Origin of the sequence: Rhodococcus sp. OK302 (assembly GCF_002245895.1) — a bacterium.
In the GTDB taxonomy this organism is placed as follows: Bacteria; Actinomycetota; Actinomycetes; order Mycobacteriales; family Mycobacteriaceae; genus Rhodococcus_F.
Genome location: NZ_NPJZ01000001.1, coordinates 5,704,794 through 5,722,940, shown reverse-complemented (window position 1 = coordinate 5,722,940; position 18,147 = coordinate 5,704,794). Strand labels below are relative to the sequence as shown.

Sequence of the window (18,147 nt, the reverse complement as noted above, 5' to 3'; positions counted from 1 at the left end):
GGCAGTCAGTCAATGTCTTGCTGCGCCTGATCGATCCGATGTGGAGGGGTGACTACGCATCGAACTACGAAGAACGTCGTCTCCTCCAACGACGATTGCAATATTCTGCGCGCGTCCAACCTTGGACATTTCTTATCGCAGCGATCGCGCTGAGCATCATCGTTGTCTTGATGCCTGTCGAAACCGGGTGGTTTCGATGGGCGTGGGCTGTACTCACTCTCGGATCGAACATCGTACTGAGCATCTTCTGGTTCACACGTGCCCGGGCTCGTGATCCTGATCGATCGATCGGCGATCTGGTCGTGCTCGCAATTCAGGTGATCGTGTGGGGGCTGCTTCTGGGCTGGTCGGCAATAGTTCTCTATCCGATTCTCGGAGCCGGCGACGAGTTGACGGTGACGGCTATCTTGCTGGGCGGCATTGCCGTTGGGATCTTTCCGATCGTCATGTACCGCGGCGTGACGATCATCTGGATCGTATTGGTCAGTGCCGGTGTGGGATGGGGTTTCTCGACCGAACCGGGTTCGGAGCGGTGGGTCCTGATCGGGATCCTCACAGGCTACGCGGTAGCTCTGTACGGCGGAACTTTGGTGTTGGCCAATGTCTTCGAGCGGAGGCTGCGCGCGGAACTCAATGCCGAGGATCAACGGGATCTCGTAGAGCTGCTCCTCAATGACCTCGAGGACGGTGCTCAGGACTGGTTGTGGGAAACCGACGGGGACGGGGTGCTGGGCACGGTCTCGCACCGTTTTGCAGAACGCCTGGCACTCCCGGTTTCGGAGATTCGTGGCCGGACGATGCTCGACATCCTGGTCGGCATCGGTGCGAATCGTACCGAGTCGGGTCGTCTTGCGCTGAGTGTGCTCGGCAAGTGCTTCGAGCACAACGACGAATTCCGAGATGTCGAACTCGATGTCTGGGTGGGTGGCCGATTTCGTCGGTGGTCGATCTCGGGACACCGCACAAACGACACACACAGCAGTACCGACGAGCCCTCCGACGACGGCTGGCGCGGTGTCGGTTCGGATATAACCCGTGCGCACCGCCAGCGGGAGTACATCTTGGAACTAGCGGAAGTGGACTCGATCACCGGTCTGCGCAATCGGTATGCATTTACCGCGCGATTGTCGTCGATGATCAACGACGGGGCGAGCGTCTGGTTGGGCATGCTCGATCTCGACAACTTCAAATCGATCAACGACCGCTGGGGCCACAGCGTCGGAGACAACGTTTTGCGTGACGTGGCCGCTCGACTGAGCGGAGTGCTGCGTCCGAGCGAAATGTGTGCGCGACTCGGAGGCGACGAGTTCGCTGTGGCGTTCTGTGACATCGAGAACGAAGCCGAGGTCAATGAACGGTTCCAGGAGATTATCGACGCCATCGACGTCCCATTTCTGTTCGACGGGAAATCGATTCGGGTTCGTGTGAGCCTGGGGTACGGCTCGCTCCCCGGTGACGCGGACAGTCTCGAGGATCTGGTGATTGTCGCGGACCTTGCGCTCTATCACGCCAAGAACAGTGGCCGGAATCAGATTCGACCGTTCGATTCGACTTTGCGTGAGCGTGCCCAGGGGAGGGCGCGGGCATTACTCGATCTTCGGATGGCCTTGCAGAACAACGAGTTCGAACTGGCATACCAGCCGCAAGTATTGGCGACTTCCGGCAAGGTTGTGGGGTTCGAAGCATTGTTGCGGTGGAATCACCCTGTTTCCGGGCTGGTCGGACCGACTGATTTTGTCTCGGTTGCCGAAGAGACCGGCCTGATCGTGCCTATCGGTGCGCAGGTGTTGCGTGTTGCGTGTGCTGAAGCTGCAACCTGGCCTGAGAATGTGCGCATCGCGGTGAATGTCTCTCAGGTGCAGCTGCGTTCGGTGGGATACGTCGATTCGGTTCGTGAGGCCCTGCGTGAAACAGGATTGCCGGCGGCAAGGCTCGAGATCGAAGTGACCGAGTCGTTGGTCATCGACGACACGGAACGCGAGGTTCTGGTGCGTATCGCCGCGTTGGGTGTCGGTATTGCCATGGACGATTTCGGTACCGGCTTCTCTTCGGTCGCGAGTCTTTCCCTTCTGCCTCTCGATCGGCTGAAGATCGACCGTACCTTCGTCAACCAGTTGGACGTCGGCTCGGACGCTTCGAGAAGCGCAGTGTTTCGAGCCATTGTCGATATCGCGGAGTCGATGGGGTTGGAAACCGTCGCCGAGGGAGTCGAGACCGAGCGGCAACGTGCCATTGTGGCCGAGTGTGGGTGCCGGGTGATTCAGGGTTTCCTCGAAGGGCGGCCCATGTCGGCGTTGGAAATTCCTGCTTTCATCACGTCCCGTGAAGAAAAATAGACCACGATCTACCGCTGAGTGAGAATGTCCGGAGTTTTCGGCCACTGAATGTGTGATGGTCCTCGCAGTCAAAGCTTTGGTCGACGTGCGGAAGGATGCTTGCGGTGCACAGTTCTGCGTATTCTCCCGGCCCGATGTTGGTAGGCAAGAAGGCAGTGGTGACGGGCGGCGCACACGCCATCGGTGCCGCGATTGCACGCGCCTACGCGTCACACGGTGCTGAGGTTCTGGTTGTCGACGTCGACACCGACCCGGTAGTAGAACTCCAATTCGACACCGAAGCAGGCGGTTCGGTGACGAGCCTGAGCTACGACGTCCGGGAACCTGTTGTACCGCAAGAGATGATCGACTTCGAACCGGATGTTCTGGTGAACAATGTCGGTCACTTTCTCTCGCCGCCGCAGCAGTTTGTTGCCACGACGCCACAATTCTGGTCCGAGATGGGCAACATCAACTTCGATCATGTTCTGCGTCTGACACATTCCTTGTTGCCCGGCATGGCCGAACGCGGCTCGGGCGGATCGATCGTGAACCTGACGACGGTGGAGGCGCATCGAGCAATCCCGGGCCACAGCGTGTACTCGGCATACAAGGCTGCACTGACGCAGTTCACCAGGAGCCTGGGCGTCGAAGTCGGTCGAACCGGAGTGCGGGTCAACGCGATTGCCCCGGACCTCATCGAATCGGTGCAGGTGCCGTACCGAAAGATCGTCTCCGACGACGACTGGTCGAAATGGCCGCAGTGGGCGCCGCTCGGCGGTCCGGGTCAACCCGAAGACATAGCCGGACCGGCACTGTTTCTTGCGTCCGATCTCTCCCGATACATCACCGGCACGGTCATCCACGTCGACGGCGGCTCCCATGCTGCCGGTGGCTGGTTTCCCCGAGAAGAGGGCGGTTGGACCAACCGCCCCCGAAAGGCCTGACACATGGCAACTTTGAGTCTCAATGTTCCGAACTTCGGCGCTACCCTGGCTGCGGATTCCTACGGCAAGCTGGTGCAGGTATGTCAAAGCGCGGAAGCAACGGGATTCGACCGGGTACTTGTCACCGATCACGTCGTGATGGGCTCGGACAACTCTGCGTACACCTGGTCGGCGTTTCCCACAGAACCCGACGCGAACTGGCTCGAACCGCTGACGGTGCTGGCTTTTGTTGCCGGACAGACCAAGACGATTCGTCTGGGCACAGGCATCGTGATTGCAGCACTACGTGGGGGAGCGGTGCTGGCCAAGACCGCGGCAACACTTGACCTACTTTCAGGTGGCAGGTTCGATCTCGGAGTCGGAACCGGCTGGCAGGAACGTGAATACGAGGCCGTCGGCCTGGATTTCGGCAAACGTGGACCGCTACTCGACGACGCGCTGGCCGTCTGCCGAGCACTGTGGACCTCCGCACCCGCGAGCATTGATACGCCGCGCCTGACGTTCGACGACGTGTACTGCGCGCCCCGGCCGGCTGCAGGAATCCCGATCTGGGTGTCAGGGTCTCTGTCCAAGGCCGTTGTTCGACGCGTCGCGACGTGGGGTGACGGCTGGATTCCGATCATGGGTGCCGGCAACGACGATCTACGCGAGGGTGGCGACGTCATCCGCAAGGCGATGGTCGACCTGGGACGGGACCCCTCCGACCTGCAGATTCGCGGGCGTCTGACCGTCGTACGCGCATCGGACGGATCCATCGACCTGCCCGCCACCATGCTCGGCGCCGAGCAGCTGGTGGAATCGGGTGCGACCGACGTGCTGGTGGCGTTGGCAGCAGTCGATCCCGACCCTGATGCGGCAATGGCTATATTCGGGGAATTGGTGTCGGCCTTCCGTGCGGTCACGCCAGCTTGACTGCCACACGTTTGAGATATCGAGGAGACAGACACATGACCGAAAGCACCATCGTAGGGTCGAGCCTGGACGCACTATTGGATGCGCGAATCAGTTGCCGCGCCTACGAGGATCGTCAGGTTCCTCGCGACGTTATCGAGGAGATTCTGCGACTCGCGCAGAAGACGCCGTCGTGGTGCAACACTCAGCCGTGGCAGGTCGCGATCACGGAAGGCGAAGGGACGCAGCGATTCCGCGAGGGCCTCGGAGCCTACGTGATGTCTCATGCACAGGAGTCCGACTTCGAGTTCCCCCGGGAATACCAAGGCGTCTACAAGGCACGACGTTTCGAGTGCGCGATGGCGTTGTACTCGAGCGTCGGAATCGCCGAGGGTGATCGCGCGGCCTCCGGCGCTCAAACAATGAAGAACTTCGAACTCTTCGGGGCGCCGCACGTCGCAATCATCACCACCGACGAAGCTCTGGGAACGTACGGTGCCGTCGACTGCGGCCTCTACGTCAACACCTTCCTCCTGGCTGCGCAGAGCCTGGGCGTTGCCACCATCCCGCAGGCCGCGCTCGCCGGAAGTTCCAAGTTCATCCACGAGTTCTTCGGAATCGACGACACTCGCAAGGTTGTGTGCGCCATTTCCTTCGGCTACCCCGACAGCGATCATCCGGTGAACGGCTTCCGGACGACGCGCGAGGCCGTGGAAAACGTCACGCAGTGGGTTGCGAACTGACCTCGTTGTTGGTCTGGTCACTGCAGGGTTGACGAATTGAGTATTGGGGTGCCCGGCCGCAATACACTGGTCGACATGTCCGAGACTCCCGAACTGTTCGATCGACTCCGCCGCTTTCCCGATATCGAGGCACCCAATCTGTTTGCCGTCGACGCGGCTGATCGGCTGATTCTCGACGAGGCCGCCGACGCACTCGCTGCGGCACCGTCGGGAACTGTGGTTGTCATCGGCGATCACTACGGCGCACTCACTGCCGGCGTTGCAGTGGTGGCCGGGCAGTCCGGTGTGCGGGTTCATCAGGATCCGCTCACCGGAGAACTGGCATTGGCGAACAATGCCCGCGAACTCGGCTTCGCCGACGCCTACACGTCGCACGGGCTCGATGCGGATCTGCTTCGTGGTGCTCGCGTCGTCCTGATGCAGTTGCCGCGAAGCCTTGCCGAACTGGCAGAAATCAGCCAACTCGTTGCCCTCCACGGCGACCCGGAGGTGCTCGTGTTCGCAGGCGGACGCGACAAGCACATCACACCGGCGATGAACAAGGTTCTCGCCGAATCATTTTCATCGGTGAGTGCGTCACGTGGACGCCAGAAGTCGCGGGTCCTCAAGGCCGCGGAGCCGAAGTCCGACGTAGCAGTCACGTTCCCCAAGACCGAGTGGCTCGACGAGTTCGGCCTCGACGTTGTTGCGCACGGCTCCGTATTCGCCGGCGCGAGCCTCGACATCGGAACCCGCTTGCTGCTCGAAAATCTCGGCAAGATCGCCATCACGCCCCGAGACATCGTCGACCTGGGCTGCGGTAGTGGCATTCTCGCGACCGCGATCGCTCTGAAGTTTGCGGACGCACAGGTGATTGCCACGGATCAGTCGTCGGCAGCGGTCGCGTCGTCGCTCGCAACCGCATCGGCCAATGGGGTGGGCGATCGAGTACGTGGACTGCGCGACGACGCCATGAGCACCCTGCCCGATGCCAGCGTCGACCTGGTTCTCTTGAACCCGCCGTTCCATGTCGGTGCCGCCGTTCACACCGGTGGCGCGCTCAAATTGTTCGAGGCAGCGGGCCGTGTCCTGCGTCCCGGTGGAGAGTTGTGGACCGTACACAACGCGCATCTGGGTTACCGCGAACCTTTGAAGGCTGCTGTCGGTGCGAGTGAGGCTATGGCGAAGAACGCAAAGTTCATCGTCATGAAATCGATCAAAGCGTCTTAATATCGGAGAGTGTTGATATTCCCGCAACGCGCCGGGAACCACACCGACTGCTCCGACGTTGTAAATTACGAGTGCTTTACTTTTTGAAAGTACACGGACCGTGTCGAGAAACTCGGATCCGTCCGGCGAACCCGCGACATACCCGTCGCAGGTCACCACGATGAAGGGATGATCACGGTGCGCACCACTAGCAACCCGGTGTTCCGCAATCTGCCCAAGCAAGAGGGCAACGGATACGCCTCGTTCGGATCTGCGACGGCGGGCGCCACGCAGGCCACCCAGCAGTTCGGTCAGCCGCAGTACGCGCCGGCCGAGCCCTACCAGACCGGTCCCGTATCGCGGGCCATGACGATCGACGACGTCGTCACCAAGACGGGCATCACGCTCGGTGTTCTGTCGTTGACGGCGATCATCTCGTACTTCCTGGTGTACAACGATCCGGGTCTCGCGACGCCGTTCGTGATGGTCGGCGGCTTGGTTGGCCTTGGTCTCGTGCTGGTGGCGACCTTCGGCCGCAAGATGGACAACCCGGCCATCGTGCTCGCCTACGCCGCTTTTGAGGGTCTTTTCCTCGGTGCGCTGTCGTTCCTGTTCACCGGTCCGATCGAAGCCGCCGGCGGTGTATCGGCCACGACGCTGATCTCGCAGGCTGTTCTCGGTACCTTCGGCGTGTTCTTCGGCATGCTCGTGGTCTACAAGACCGGCGCAATCCGCGTCACCCCGCGCCTGACTCGCATGATCATCGGCGCCCTGATCGGCGTCGTGGTTCTGTCGCTGGGCAACCTGGTGGCCAGCTTCTTCATCGACGGCGGACTGGGCCTGCGTGACGGCGGGATGATGGCCATCATCTTCAGCCTCGTCTGCATCGGTCTGGCCGCATTCAGCTTCCTGCTCGACTTCGATGCCGCTGATCAGCTGATCCGCGCACAGGCGCCGGAGAAGGCAGCCTGGGGCGTCGCTCTCGGCCTCACCGTCACCCTGGTGTGGCTGTACGTCGAGATCCTGCGCCTGCTGAGCTACTTCAACAGGAACTGATACAACTCCTAGCTTTACAAGAAGGGTCTCTGCTTCGGCGGAGGCCCTTCTTTTGTCGGCGTAGTCGGGTTACCTTCAATAGCCGAGCAAGTGCTTGGTTCCCGTTGAAGTGAAGGGCGTACGTACAACCCATGTCGACACCAACAATTGAACCCGTCCTAGTCTCCGATGCCGGATCTGTGCGGACAGTGACGCTCAACAACCCCGGTCGACTCAACGCCTTCAACCCGGCAGGGTTCCGCGCACTGACCAAAGCGCTTGACGACGCGGCAGCAGATTCAACCGTCGCGGTGGTGGTCATCGAAGGTGCGGGCAAGGCGTTCTCGAGTGGCGTCGACCTGCGCGCACTTTCCGAACCTGGTGCGGACACAGCTGATTTCGGGCTCGCGTTTGCGCCGCTGATCGTGGCTTTGGTGGAGTTTCCGAAACCGCTGATCGCTGCGGTGCATGGTGCTGCCGTCGGAATCGGACTGACAATGCTGCTTTTCTGCGACGTCGTCTACGTCGCCGAGGATGCCCGATTGCGGGCCCCGTTCACGTCTTTGGGTACTGCGCCCGAGGCAGCGAGTAGTTGGATGCTACCCAAGGTGATTGGCACACAGCGTGCTTCGGAACTTCTGTTGACCGCTCGGTGGGTGAGCGGCGTGGAAGCTGCCGAGATCGGCATTGCCGTCGCTGCGGTTCCGGTCGACCAACTGCAGGCGCGTGTGCAGGAATCAGCCGCGCAGATCGCCGGTAACGTCGGACCTGCCGTCCTGGCCGCGAAAAAGCTTCTGCGCCAAGGCTGGGTGGAAGAAGCGCGCGCCGCAGTTCAGCGCGAGGACGATGCTGCGCGAGAGTTGATTCGACAGTTGGGGAGTTTCGCAAAGGGAGCGCTGCCGAATTGAGTGACGGACACAGCTCAGCAGTCCTGCTCGAGGAACAACACGGACGAGTTCGGATACTGACGCTCAATCGTCCCCGCGCGCGCAACGCTCTCAGTTCGGAGTTGATCGCTGCGACGCGCGACGCTCTGGCCCGGGCGGACTCGGACGACGAGGTCGACGTCGTCATTCTGACGGGAACGGATCCCGCTTTCTGTGCCGGTTTGGATCTGCGTGAGCTGGGAGGCAGCGGTGAGAATGCTGCCCTCGTCTCGGAACAGGAAGTCCCCATTGGGCATCCGTGGCGGCCTCTGTCCAAGCCGGTGATCGGTGCGATCAACGGCGCGGCGATCACCGGGGGACTGGAGTTCGCGCTTGCGTGCGATTTCCTCATCGCGTCCGAGCACGCGAGTTTCGCCGATACTCATGCCCGTGTCGGGGTTCTGCCCGGTTGGGGTTTGACGTACCGGTTGCCGGCAGCAGTGGGAATGGGCCTGGCACGCCGGATGAGCTTGTCCGGAGACTTCCTCAACGCGGAGCAGGCACTGCGCGCGGGTCTGGTCACCGAAGTGGTGCCACATGATCGATTGATACCGGCGGCTCTCGCGGTGGCCGAGTCCATCGTGGGGAATGATCAACCCGGTGTTCGGGCCCTACTCGATTCGTACCGGCGAGCGCAGGAGCATGTCGCGAATCAAGCTCTCCAGGTGGAGGATTCGACGTCGAAAAAGTGGATGGCAGATTTTGATCCGTCGCGAGTAGCGGAACGTCGTCAAGCTGTTATGGACCGCGGCCGGAGTCAGACCGCAACCTGACTACGAAAACAGCCGCCCAGCAGATGCCGGGCGGCTGTCATCGTTAAAGGCGGGGGATCAGCTGAGGCGCTCGATCACCATTGCCATGCCCTGTCCGCCGCCGACACACATGGTCTCGACGCCGAAGGTCTTGTCCTGCTCGCGCAGGTTGTTGATCAGGGTGTTGGTGATGCGGGCACCGGTCATACCGAACGGGTGGCCCAGAGCAAGCGCGCCGCCGGAGATGTTGAGCTTGTCTTCTTCGATGCCGAGCTCACGAGCGGAACCGATGACCTGAACAGCGAAGGCCTCGTTGATCTCGAAGAGGTCGATGTCGGAGATCGACTTGCCGGCGAACTTCAGGGCGTTCTTGACGGCCTGGATCGGGCCGAGGCCCATGATCTCGGGGGACAGACCCGAGACGCCGGTGGAGACGATGCGGGCGAGGGGCGTGAGGCCCAATGCCTTTGCCTTGGTGTCGGACATGATCACCAGAGCGGCTGCGCCGTCGTTGAGCGGGCAAGCGTTGCCGGCGGTGACGGTGCCGTCGGGACGGAAGACGGGCTTGAGGCCACTGATGGCTTCGTAGGTGGTGCCGGCGCGCGGGCCGTCATCCTTGGAGACGACGGTGCCGTCAGCGAGGGTGACCGGCGTGATCTCGCGCTCGAAGAAGCCGCGGTTGATGGCTGCCTCGGCCAGGTTCTGGCTGCGGACTGCAAAGCGGTCCTGGTCCTCGCGGCTGATGCCGGTTGCCGAAGCGACGTTCTCGGCGGTCTGGCCCATGCCCAGGTAGACGTCGGGGATCAGGCCCTCTTCGCGAGGATCGGTCCAGGCGACTCCGCCTTCGGCGAGCTTCGCGCTACGAGCCTGAGCGGCTTCGAAGAGCGGGTTCTTGGTGTTGGGCATGCCGTCGGCGTTGCCCGTGACGAAGCTGGAGACGGACTCGACGCCGCCGGAGATGAAGACGTCGCCCTCGCCTGCGCGGATAGCGTGCAGAGCCATACGCGTGGTCTGCAGCGAAGAGGAGCAGTAACGGTTGACCGTCACGCCGGGGAGGAAGTCGTAGCCGAGCTGAACGGCGATGACGCGGGCGATGTTGAAGCCCGACTGGCCGGCAGGCTGGCCGCAACCGAACATGAGGTCGTCGATCTCGGTGGGGTCGAGCTCCGGGATCTTGGCCAGCGCGGCGGCAACCATCTGGGTAGCGAGGTCATCCGGGCGGATGCTCTTGAGCGAACCCTTCATTGCGCGGCCGATGGGCGACCGTACTGCTGAGACGATTACTGCCTCGGGCATGAAAACTCCTTATGTGTACTGCTCTTTAGACGCACAGATGTGTCGATTGGGCAGGGCAAGTTGATTGCAGCTTCGAGTGTCAATTTACGTTGCTTACCCGAAGCAGCGGGCAGGCAGTCTCACTCAGTCGCCCGCAAGCTGCTGAACTGCAGGTTTCGGGTGCAAGCCTGCGCGGTTCAGCACTCTGGCCAACCGAGCGGTCATCGTTTGTGCCTGCGCGGCGTCGGAGACCTGCGGGAGATCGGGCAGCGGTCCGCCCTTCCATTCACCCAACGCCGAAGCGAGTACCGGCACGATCTGCCGGGCCGCGAGTTCGTATCCCGCGGCCGACGGATGGAAACGATCAGCCGAGAACATTGTGTCCGGTGAAGCCAGGAACTCTTTTGCCAACAAATCTGCCAACGGAACGGGATGACCGCCGGCGGCCTTCGTCGCCGACGCCTGTGCCGACGCCAACCGATGGCCCCATTCACGTACGACGGTCCGCAGTGGTTGCGGAATGGCCGTGACAACTCCCAGATCCGGGCAGGTCCCGACAACGACGACGGCGCCGCTGCCGCGTAGGCGTCGTACCGCGTCTCCCAGTCGCCTTGCCGACGCGTGAATCGCGTTCTTTGCGGTCACGTCGTTGGCCCCGATCAGGATGACCGCAGCGTCAGGCGGGGCTCCGGCAATGAACATGGCGTCGACCTGGCCGCTCAAGCCGCGTGACGTGGCACCGCCGATAGCTTTGGTGCTCAATCGGATTCGTTTCCCGGTTTCGTCGGCGAGTAGTTTCGCGACCCGAACCCCGGGGACCTCGTCGGCTGTCAAAGCGCCCACACCGGCTGCCGACGAATCGCCGAAGATCATCAGGTGGAGATCAAAAGGGACGCCCCGCCACCATCGTTCCGGTGTGTCGACGCCCGGTGCGTACACGCCGTCGGCTTCGGGTGGTTTGGCGATATTGCGCCCGATGACACCGCGAGCGGCGCCGGCTTGCGACATCAGATAGTGGTAGGCCAACCATGTGGCGGTGCCGGCGCTCGATCCGGCCACGACGGTGGCCACAGACGCTTTGATCCCGGACCGACTCACACTGGCCAATCTATCCGGATCCGACGTCATTCGCGCGGCGTCTACGAGCGGCGATTCGCCGGATCTGAGAGCATGGAGCGATGCGCATCGCGGAACACGTCGTAGACCTGATCGGGAACACCCCACTTGTCAAGCTCACGTCCGTCACCGGCGAGAATTACGGCACGGTGGCAGCCAAGATCGAGTACCTCAATCCGGGCGGCAGCTCCAAGGACCGCATCGCCGTCAAGATGATCGACGCGGCCGAGGCTTCCGGAGAATTGAAGCCGGGCGGCACCATCGTCGAACCGACTTCGGGTAACACGGGCATCGGACTGGCGCTCGTCGCTCAGAAGCGCGGCTACAAGTGCGTATTCGTCTGCCCCGACAAGGTTAGCGAAGACAAGCGAAACGTCCTGCGTGCGTACGGAGCTGAGGTTGTCGTGTGCCCCACGGCCGTCGCACCCGAGCACCCCAACAGTTACTACAGCGTGTCCGATCGACTCACCCGTGAAATCCCCGGCGCCTGGAAGCCCAACCAGTACTCCAACCCGGGCGGACCGGAAAGCCACTACGAGACCACCGGCCCCGAGATCTGGGCCGACACCGACGGCAAGGTCACGCACTTCGTTGCCGGCGTCGGCACCGGCGGAACCATCACCGGCACCGGCCGTTACCTCAAGGAAGTTTCCGACGGCAAGGTCAAAGTTGTCGGCGTCGACCCCGAAGGCTCCGTCTACTCCGGCGGAACCGGGCGCCCGTACCTCGTCGAAGGGGTCGGCGAAGACTTCTGGCCCACCGCTTACGACCCGTCCATTCCCGACGAGATCATCGCCGTTTCCGACGCGGATTCCTTCGAGATGACGCGTCGACTCGCTCGTGAAGAAGGCCTCCTCGTCGGCGGATCCTGCGGCATGGCCGTCGTTGCAGCTCTCGAAGTAGCCAAGCGTGAAGGCCCCGACGCGCTCATCGTCGTACTGCTTCCGGATGGTGGCCGCGGCTACCTGTCCAAGATTTTCAACGATCAGTGGATGGCGTCGTACGGCTTCCTGCGTACCCCGCTCGACGGCAAGACCGACGTCCCCACCGTCGGCGATGTGTTGCGCGGAAAGTCAGGGGAACTGCCCGACCTCGTGCACACCCACCCGTCGGAAACCCTGCGCGACGCCATCGAGATTCTGCGCGAATACGGCGTATCGCAGATGCCGGTAGTCGGTGCCGAACCCCCCGTCATGGCCGGTGAAGTCGCGGGCAGCGTGACGGAACGCGACTTGCTCAGCGCGGTCTTCGAAGGCCGTGCGCAACTTGCCGATTCGGTCGAAAAGCACATGAGCAAGCCGTTCCCGCTGATCGGATCCGGCGAACCGGTCTCGGCTGCCACCAAGGCGCTCGGTGACACCGACGCCCTCATGGTCGTCGACGACGGCAAGCCCGTCGGCGTCATCACCCGTCACGATCTCCTGGGTTTCCTGAGCGCAGGTTCCTGACTCAGCCGAGTTCCCTCATGGGCGGTAGTGTCGCCGTTCATGGGGGAATCATTCAGGGGATATTTCTGTCTTTTTGTCGCGGCCGTGGGCCTTTTGACGGCTTCGTGTAGTTCGTCAGTTGTCGGCACGCCGCAGGCGGTGTCGGGATCTACTTCGGGCGCGTCGATTACGGGTTCTGCGACTACGACGAATACATCCACGACGAATACATCCACGACGAATACATCCACGACGGTGACATCCACGACGGTCGCCCCGGCTGCGGTACCTGGTGGCCGGCCGACTGATTGTGACTCGCTGGCATCGGTACTGTCCGCCCAGGTGCGCGGGGCGACGCAATCCGAACCCATTCCCAATATGTGCCTCTGGATCAGTTCGGGCGGACTCCAGTTGAACGTATCCGTCATGCACATGAGCTCCCCACCTTCCACGGTCGAAGCCATGCGCAAGTCCAACGGCTATACGGTTCAAGATCCACGGCTGGCCGAGTTGGGGGCTGCTGTGAAGGGTGGTCCCGTTGTCAGCGCTATTACAACGGATGTCCTCGTCACGCTGATAGTGATGGGCCCCACGGTTGATGCCGAACTGGGAGTCGACCTTGCCATTCAAATCCTGCAGTACCTCAGGAATTGACCAGGTAGGCGGTGCGGATACGACGCTCGGACCCGCTTCTGCGTGTTGCGCCTATTAGTCTGGTTGTATGAGCGAGCAGCGCAGCAAAGCCGACAACGTCAATTGGCAGGGTTTCTCTACGAAGGCGGTGCACGCGGGTTACGAACCCGACCCGCTGACCGGGGCCGTCAACGTTCCGATCTACGCGAGTTCGACTTTCGCGCAAGACGGAGTCGGCGGGATGCGCAACGGCTTCGAGTACGCCCGCACCGGCAACCCCACCCGTCGACCCCTCGAAGCAAACCTCGCGGCTCTCGAATCCGGAAGCTACGGCCGAGCTTTCAGTTCCGGTATGGCCGCAACGGACTGCCTCCTCCGCTCGGTACTGCGCCCCGGTGATCACCTGGTGATTCCGGACGACGCGTACGGCGGAACGTTCCGGCTCATCGACAAGGTCTTCACGCAGTGGGGCATCGAATACACCCCGGCACCGGTTTCGGACGTCGATGCGGTGCGGGCTGCAATGCGCCCCAACACCAAGCTGGTTTGGGTGGAAACCCCCACCAACCCGCTGCTCAACATCGGTGACATCGAACTTCTTGCCGAGGTCGCCCACGAGGGCAATGCAAAGATCGTGGTGGACAACACCTTTGCCTCGCCCTACCTGCAGCAGCCCCTTCAGCTCGGCGCTGACGTCGCATTGCATTCCACCACCAAGTACATCGGTGGGCACTCCGACGTCGTCGGCGGCGCACTGGTCTGCAACGACGAAGAACTCGATCACGCATTTGCGTTCCTGCAGAACGGTTCCGGCGGTGTTCCCGGCCCGTTCGACGCCTTCCTCACCTTGCGTGGCATCAAGACGCTGGCGTTGCGGATGGAGCGTCACAGCGACAATGCCGAAAAGGTGGTCGAATTGCTCGACGGTCACCCGGCCGTCGCGAGTGTCATCTACCCGGGCCTCGCCTCGCACCCGTCGCACAAGATTGCAGCCAAGCAGATGCGACGCTTCGGCGGCATGATCTCGGTACGGCTCAAGGGCGGCAAGGCTGCAGCTCTCGACCTGTGCTCGCGCACCGAAATCTTCACGCTTGCAGAGTCTCTCGGCGGCGTCGAATCCCTCATCGAATTCCCCGGCGCAATGACCCACGCGTCGACGGCCGGTTCGGCGCTCGAGGTTCCCGACGATCTGGTTCGCCTGTCAGTCGGTATCGAGGATGCATCCGACTTGGTCGGCGATATCGAGCAAGCGTTGTCCTGACCATTTCGGCTGTGCGCCTTTGTTAACCGCGGGCGGTTAACAAAGGCGCACAACAGTGGAGGTGCGTGTGAATCTCGAACAGATCCAAGCCGCACAACAGCTCCTTGCTCCGGTCATGCGTCGTACTCCGGTCGTGGCTTCACGGGTACTGTCCGAACGAACCGGGCTGGCGGTGAGCTTGAAATGCGAAAACTTGCAACGCACAGGGTCGTTCAAGCCTCGTGGCGCGTACAACCGCATCGCCAACCTCTCCGAACAGGAACGTGCGGCGGGGTGGTCGCAGCCAGCGCCGGCAACCATGCTCAAGGAGTGGCGTGGGCAGCCACTGAATTGGGCATTGCGTCGACAGTCTTCATGCCGACCGGTGCGCCCCTCCCCAAACTCGTTGCCACCAAAGCCTACGGAGCTCAGGTGCACCTGTTCGGGTCTACGGTCGACGAAGCGCTGGTGGCGGCGCGGGAGTTCTCGGCACGGACGGGCGCTGTACTGGTCCATCCGTTCGATCACGAGGACATCGTTGCCGGGCAGGGGACAGTGGGACTCGAGATTCTCGAGCAACTTCCCGACGTCGGAACCGTTATCGTGCCCACCGGCGGCGGCGGACTGATCGCCGGTATCGCTGCGGCGATCAAAGCAGTACGACCCGAAGTTCATATCATCGGCGTGCAGGCAGAATCAGCGGCAGCCTGGCCTGCGTCCCTCGCTGCCGGAAAGCCGATCGCAGTGGCGTCGATGTCCACGATGGCCGACGGTATCGCCGTGGGCTGTCCGGGTGAAGTCCCCTTTGCCGAGGTCGCGTCGCACGTGGACGCCGTCGTGACGGTCACCGAGGATGCACTCTCCAAAGCGCTGCTGCTCTGCCTCGAGCGTGCGAAGCTGGTGGTGGAACCGGCCGGTGTTGCTGCGGTGGCAGCATTGATGACGCACACCCCTGACGACCTCGGCCTGATCGGACCGGTCTGTGCCGTGCTGTCCGGCGGCAACATCGATCCGTTGCTTCTGACCCACGTCATTGCACATGGATTACGTGCGGCGGGAAGGTTTCTCGGCGTTCATGTCACTATCGCCGATCGCCCGGGTGGACTGATATCGCTTCTCGAGGTGGTCCGGGCGAACGGCGCCAGTGTGGTGGACGTCGTGCATTCTCGTACCGGCGCGGAGTTGGCGCTCGATGAAGTGGAAGTGTTCCTCACCGTCGAGACTCGCGGTCCGGACAACAAGGCGGCTCTGTTGGCGGCGTTCGATCGAGCCGGATATGCCGTGCGCCTACAGAACTGAGCTAGTCGTCCGGCCAGCCCACCAGCGTCGTAACCCGGAACTCCTGGTCGACAAGCCTGGCCGGACGATCCAGTTTGTGCAGCCAATCGATGGCCGAACCACTCATACTCACGGCCACACGACTGAGTGCTGCTGCCTCCGCACAGGATTCAGCGATCACGGACACCGTGCGCCACATGGGTGTTGCCGTCGATTCACGGGCTAGCGGTTTGACAGTGCTGGCCGTGGCGATCCCGCATCCGGAGGGAATGGCCACCTGGCAGGTGGGATCGCCCGGTAGGTCTTGGACCTGAATCTGCCAGCCGTTGTCCGGCGGTGGCCCGGCCACGGCAATATCGCCTCCCAATGCCACCAGAACCCCGCAGCCCAGAAGTTCTGCGGTAGTGCCGGCGCAATGATCCGCCGAACTGGCGCGGGCAGTGGCCGACAGATCGAGGATTGCTCCGGCGGGGCCGAATACTCGGTTGCCCTCGACACGAATCTTCCACCAGGAATGGGGATCTTCCGAACCCGCCGTCGGCGTGAGCTTGCCGTCGGTGAGCCGAGCAACTGCCAATGCGTCGCCCAGGAAATGCGCGAACATCGGTGTGACAGTTGCGCCGTCGGTTTCGAGTGAATCCGAATCGGATCCGAACCTGCGGATCTCGGAATCGGCACGGTCACGATTGGTGGCGGCGTCGGCAGCGGTCAGGTAGCCCCTCACCAGATTTGCCGCTGAAGCCAAAGCCCCGGGATCGGTGACGACGACACGAGCCTGGACACCCCAGGTGAGCCATTCGGTTGCGGCGCGCTGCGCGTTCACGAACCGTTGGAGACGGCGTCCGGAGTTCCGAACCCGCTGGACACGATCAGCCGTGAGGCGGTGGATTGCTTCGTGGTGTGCGTGGAGACGGCTGAACTCGCGGCAGTAGTGGAAGGGCTGGAAAGGAGGGACAGTCCGCCGCCTGCCAGCGCGCCCGCCACAGCTGTTGCGGCGAGTGCGAGCTGAACGGGTCGGTATCCAGTGGTGCGAGCCCGAGTGGGCCATGTCCGATCGTCGCTCATGAACACAGCCTGCCCGTCGAACCTGAGAAAAGCCTTGGGGTATGTGGTCATTTGAGTAACGTCTGGCTTAATGAATGAGACATTGGTTACAGGATGGTTGAGTCCGGGCGGCATCGAATGCATGTTCGAAATCGTAGACGTTGCTGCCGACAAGTTCTGTGGGCTCGAAGATTGACCAGTTACCGGAGGTTTTACATGGCAGTGGGTGTCCTGGCGATCACAATGTCGATCGCCACTGCACTGGGCGTGATGGGGGCAACCCTGGGAACGCCCGTGCCCGTCGAGAAGGAAGACGGACAACGTACAGAAATCTCACTCGCAGCCTGGAACGGGCCGGCACGAATGCAAGACACCGCCGACGGCATCGTGCCGTCGGTACCGTCCAACTTCCCCGGTGCGGCCTTGGCGCCGGTCGGTGCCGTTGCCGTGTTTGCGCCGTGGCTCAAGAAGGCAGGCGCTCTGTGTCCTGAGGTCACTCCGGCCGTGATGGCATCGCTCTACTCCTCCAAGAACGGCTTCAAATACGGTCCCGGAACCGAAGTGTCTCCGGAAGGCGGACGCGGTCCGGGCGGATTTACCACCGCTGCCTGGACTGCCTACGGCAAGGATGGTGACGGCGACGGAAAGATGGACATCCAAGGCGTCGCCGATCCGGTGATGACCTCCGGGTATCGACTGTGCGAACTGGTGAAACAGGCACAGTCGTGGCAGCAGGCCGGAGAGGTCGAGGGCGATACCGTCGAACTGGCTCTGGCGGCATACGACGTCGGACCGGACGCTGTTCGCGCAGCCCGCGGTGTTCCGCAGGATCAGCCCGCGGCAACTTTTGTCTCGCAGGTCACGTCGCTGCAGGATTCGTTTGCACTGATGCTGGCGCCGTTCAACTACAACAACCTGGCTGCTGCGGTCGGCGGCGTCGTCGAGGCCGGATTGAAGTTCCTCGGTCTGCCCTACGTGTGGGGCGGCGGCAATGTCAACGGGCCGTCGATGGGCGGCTTCGACTGCTCAGGTCTGACGTCGTACGCCATCCACGCCGCAACCGGAGTCACGCTGCCTCGGACGTCGGAAACCCAGTGGGGTGTCGGCGTCGAGATTCCGTTGGATCAAGCGCAGCCCGGTGATCTTCTGTTCGGCAACTGGCAGGCCGGCGGACCAGGCCATGTTGCGATCTACGTCGGCAACGGTCAGATGCTTCATGCGCCGACGTTCGGTGACGTGGTGAAGGTCGGCCCGATCTTTGCGGGAATGAAGGCCCGCCGAGTGATCTGAACGTGGACTGACAACAAAGAAGCGCCACCCGAATACGTTCGGGTGGC

Annotated in this window: 17 protein-coding genes and 1 pseudogene; 13 read left to right on the top strand and 5 right to left on the bottom strand. The window is 62.3% G+C overall.

What is annotated here, in order from left to right; genetic code table 11:
• Positions 1 to 170: 170 nt before the first annotated feature.
• The 8 genes from BDB13_RS26120 to BDB13_RS26085 all read left to right on the top strand — a co-directional run bounded on the left by BDB13_RS26120 (position 171) and on the right by BDB13_RS26085 (position 8,818).
• On the top strand, positions 171 to 2,336 hold the full coding sequence (locus tag BDB13_RS26120; protein WP_254922960.1) for a putative bifunctional diguanylate cyclase/phosphodiesterase: 2,166 nt from the start codon (positions 171 to 173) through the stop codon (positions 2,334 to 2,336).
• A 95-nt stretch (positions 2,337 to 2,431) separates the two neighbouring features.
• Positions 2,432 to 3,262 (top strand): SDR family NAD(P)-dependent oxidoreductase, encoded by an 831-nt coding sequence (locus BDB13_RS26115; RefSeq protein WP_094274346.1) that lies wholly within the window; start codon positions 2,432 to 2,434, stop codon positions 3,260 to 3,262.
• A 3-nt stretch (positions 3,263 to 3,265) separates the two neighbouring features.
• The gene (locus BDB13_RS26110; RefSeq protein ID WP_094274345.1) at positions 3,266 to 4,174 is read left to right on the top strand and encodes a TIGR03619 family F420-dependent LLM class oxidoreductase; all 909 of its coding nucleotides are present in this window, start codon (positions 3,266 to 3,268) and stop codon (positions 4,172 to 4,174) included.
• Between the two features lie 35 nt (positions 4,175 to 4,209).
• Positions 4,210 to 4,896 (top strand): nitroreductase, encoded by a 687-nt coding sequence (locus tag BDB13_RS26105; protein ID WP_094274344.1) that lies wholly within the window; start codon positions 4,210 to 4,212, stop codon positions 4,894 to 4,896.
• Positions 4,897 to 4,971: 75 nt separating this feature from the next.
• On the top strand, positions 4,972 to 6,105 hold the full coding sequence (locus tag BDB13_RS26100; RefSeq protein ID WP_094275218.1) for a class I SAM-dependent methyltransferase: 1,134 nt from the start codon (positions 4,972 to 4,974) through the stop codon (positions 6,103 to 6,105).
• A 177-nt stretch (positions 6,106 to 6,282) separates the two neighbouring features.
• Entirely contained in the window at positions 6,283 to 7,140 is an 858-nt protein-coding gene (locus BDB13_RS26095; RefSeq protein ID WP_176459670.1) for a Bax inhibitor-1/YccA family protein, read from the top strand.
• Between the two features lie 131 nt (positions 7,141 to 7,271).
• On the top strand, positions 7,272 to 8,027 hold the full coding sequence (locus BDB13_RS26090) for an enoyl-CoA hydratase/isomerase family protein (protein ID WP_094274342.1): 756 nt from the start codon (positions 7,272 to 7,274) through the stop codon (positions 8,025 to 8,027).
• Positions 8,024 to 8,818 carry an enoyl-CoA hydratase gene (locus tag BDB13_RS26085; protein ID WP_094274341.1) on the top strand — a complete coding sequence of 265 codons (795 nt, stop codon included), beginning with the start codon at positions 8,024 to 8,026 and terminating at the stop codon, positions 8,816 to 8,818. The genes BDB13_RS26090 and BDB13_RS26085 overlap by 4 nt, the downstream gene beginning before the upstream one ends.
• A 57-nt stretch (positions 8,819 to 8,875) precedes the next feature.
• Here BDB13_RS26085 and BDB13_RS26080 read toward each other — a convergent pair whose 3' ends face one another.
• Together BDB13_RS26080 and BDB13_RS26075 are read right to left on the bottom strand one after the other, a co-directional pair.
• Positions 8,876 to 10,093, bottom strand: coding sequence for an acetyl-CoA C-acetyltransferase (locus tag BDB13_RS26080; protein ID WP_094274340.1), 1,218 nt, complete (start codon positions 10,091 to 10,093; stop codon positions 8,876 to 8,878).
• A 123-nt stretch (positions 10,094 to 10,216) separates the two neighbouring features.
• Entirely contained in the window at positions 10,217 to 11,200 is a 984-nt protein-coding gene (locus BDB13_RS26075; RefSeq protein WP_094274339.1) for an SGNH/GDSL hydrolase family protein, read from the bottom strand.
• Between the two features lie 50 nt (positions 11,201 to 11,250).
• Here BDB13_RS26075 and BDB13_RS26070 point away from each other — a divergent pair, with 50 nt between their 5' ends.
• Positions 11,251 to 12,636, top strand: coding sequence for a cystathionine beta-synthase (locus BDB13_RS26070; RefSeq protein WP_094274338.1), 1,386 nt, complete (start codon positions 11,251 to 11,253; stop codon positions 12,634 to 12,636).
• On the opposite strand, the gene BDB13_RS26065 is transcribed toward BDB13_RS26070, so the two are convergent.
• Positions 12,600 to 13,079: a hypothetical protein gene (locus tag BDB13_RS26065; RefSeq protein WP_094274337.1), complete on the bottom strand. Its 480-nt coding sequence runs from the start codon at positions 13,077 to 13,079 to the stop codon at positions 12,600 to 12,602. The two genes, BDB13_RS26070 and BDB13_RS26065, sit on opposite strands and share 37 nt — an antisense overlap.
• Between BDB13_RS26065 and BDB13_RS26060 the strand changes: the two genes are divergently transcribed.
• The 3 genes and pseudogenes from BDB13_RS26060 to ilvA all read left to right on the top strand — a co-directional run bounded on the left by BDB13_RS26060 (position 13,078) and on the right by ilvA (position 15,787).
• Positions 13,078 to 13,269: a hypothetical protein gene (locus BDB13_RS26060; protein WP_094274336.1), complete on the top strand. Its 192-nt coding sequence runs from the start codon at positions 13,078 to 13,080 to the stop codon at positions 13,267 to 13,269. The genes BDB13_RS26065 and BDB13_RS26060 overlap by 2 nt on opposite strands.
• A 67-nt stretch (positions 13,270 to 13,336) precedes the next feature.
• Positions 13,337 to 14,509 carry a cystathionine gamma-synthase gene (locus tag BDB13_RS26055; RefSeq protein WP_094274335.1) on the top strand — a complete coding sequence of 391 codons (1,173 nt, stop codon included), beginning with the start codon at positions 13,337 to 13,339 and terminating at the stop codon, positions 14,507 to 14,509.
• 115 nt (positions 14,510 to 14,624) lie between these two features.
• Positions 14,625 to 15,787: pseudogene (ilvA, locus tag BDB13_RS26050) on the top strand (threonine ammonia-lyase).
• Position 15,788: 1 nt separating this feature from the next.
• Here ilvA and BDB13_RS26045 read toward each other — a convergent pair.
• Together BDB13_RS26045 and BDB13_RS26040 are read right to left on the bottom strand one after the other, a co-directional pair.
• Complete coding sequence (locus tag BDB13_RS26045) at positions 15,789 to 16,589, bottom strand: FAD:protein FMN transferase (RefSeq protein WP_094274334.1); 801 nt, start codon at positions 16,587 to 16,589, stop codon at positions 15,789 to 15,791.
• Positions 16,586 to 16,882, bottom strand: coding sequence for a hypothetical protein (locus BDB13_RS26040; RefSeq protein ID WP_254922959.1), 297 nt, complete (start codon positions 16,880 to 16,882; stop codon positions 16,586 to 16,588). The genes BDB13_RS26045 and BDB13_RS26040 overlap by 4 nt, the downstream gene beginning before the upstream one ends.
• 144 nt (positions 16,883 to 17,026) lie before the next feature.
• On the opposite strand from BDB13_RS26040, the gene BDB13_RS26035 reads away from it, so the two are divergent.
• Entirely contained in the window at positions 17,027 to 18,100 is a 1,074-nt protein-coding gene (locus BDB13_RS26035; protein ID WP_094274333.1) for a C40 family peptidase, read from the top strand.
• Positions 18,101 to 18,147 lie beyond the last annotated feature (47 nt).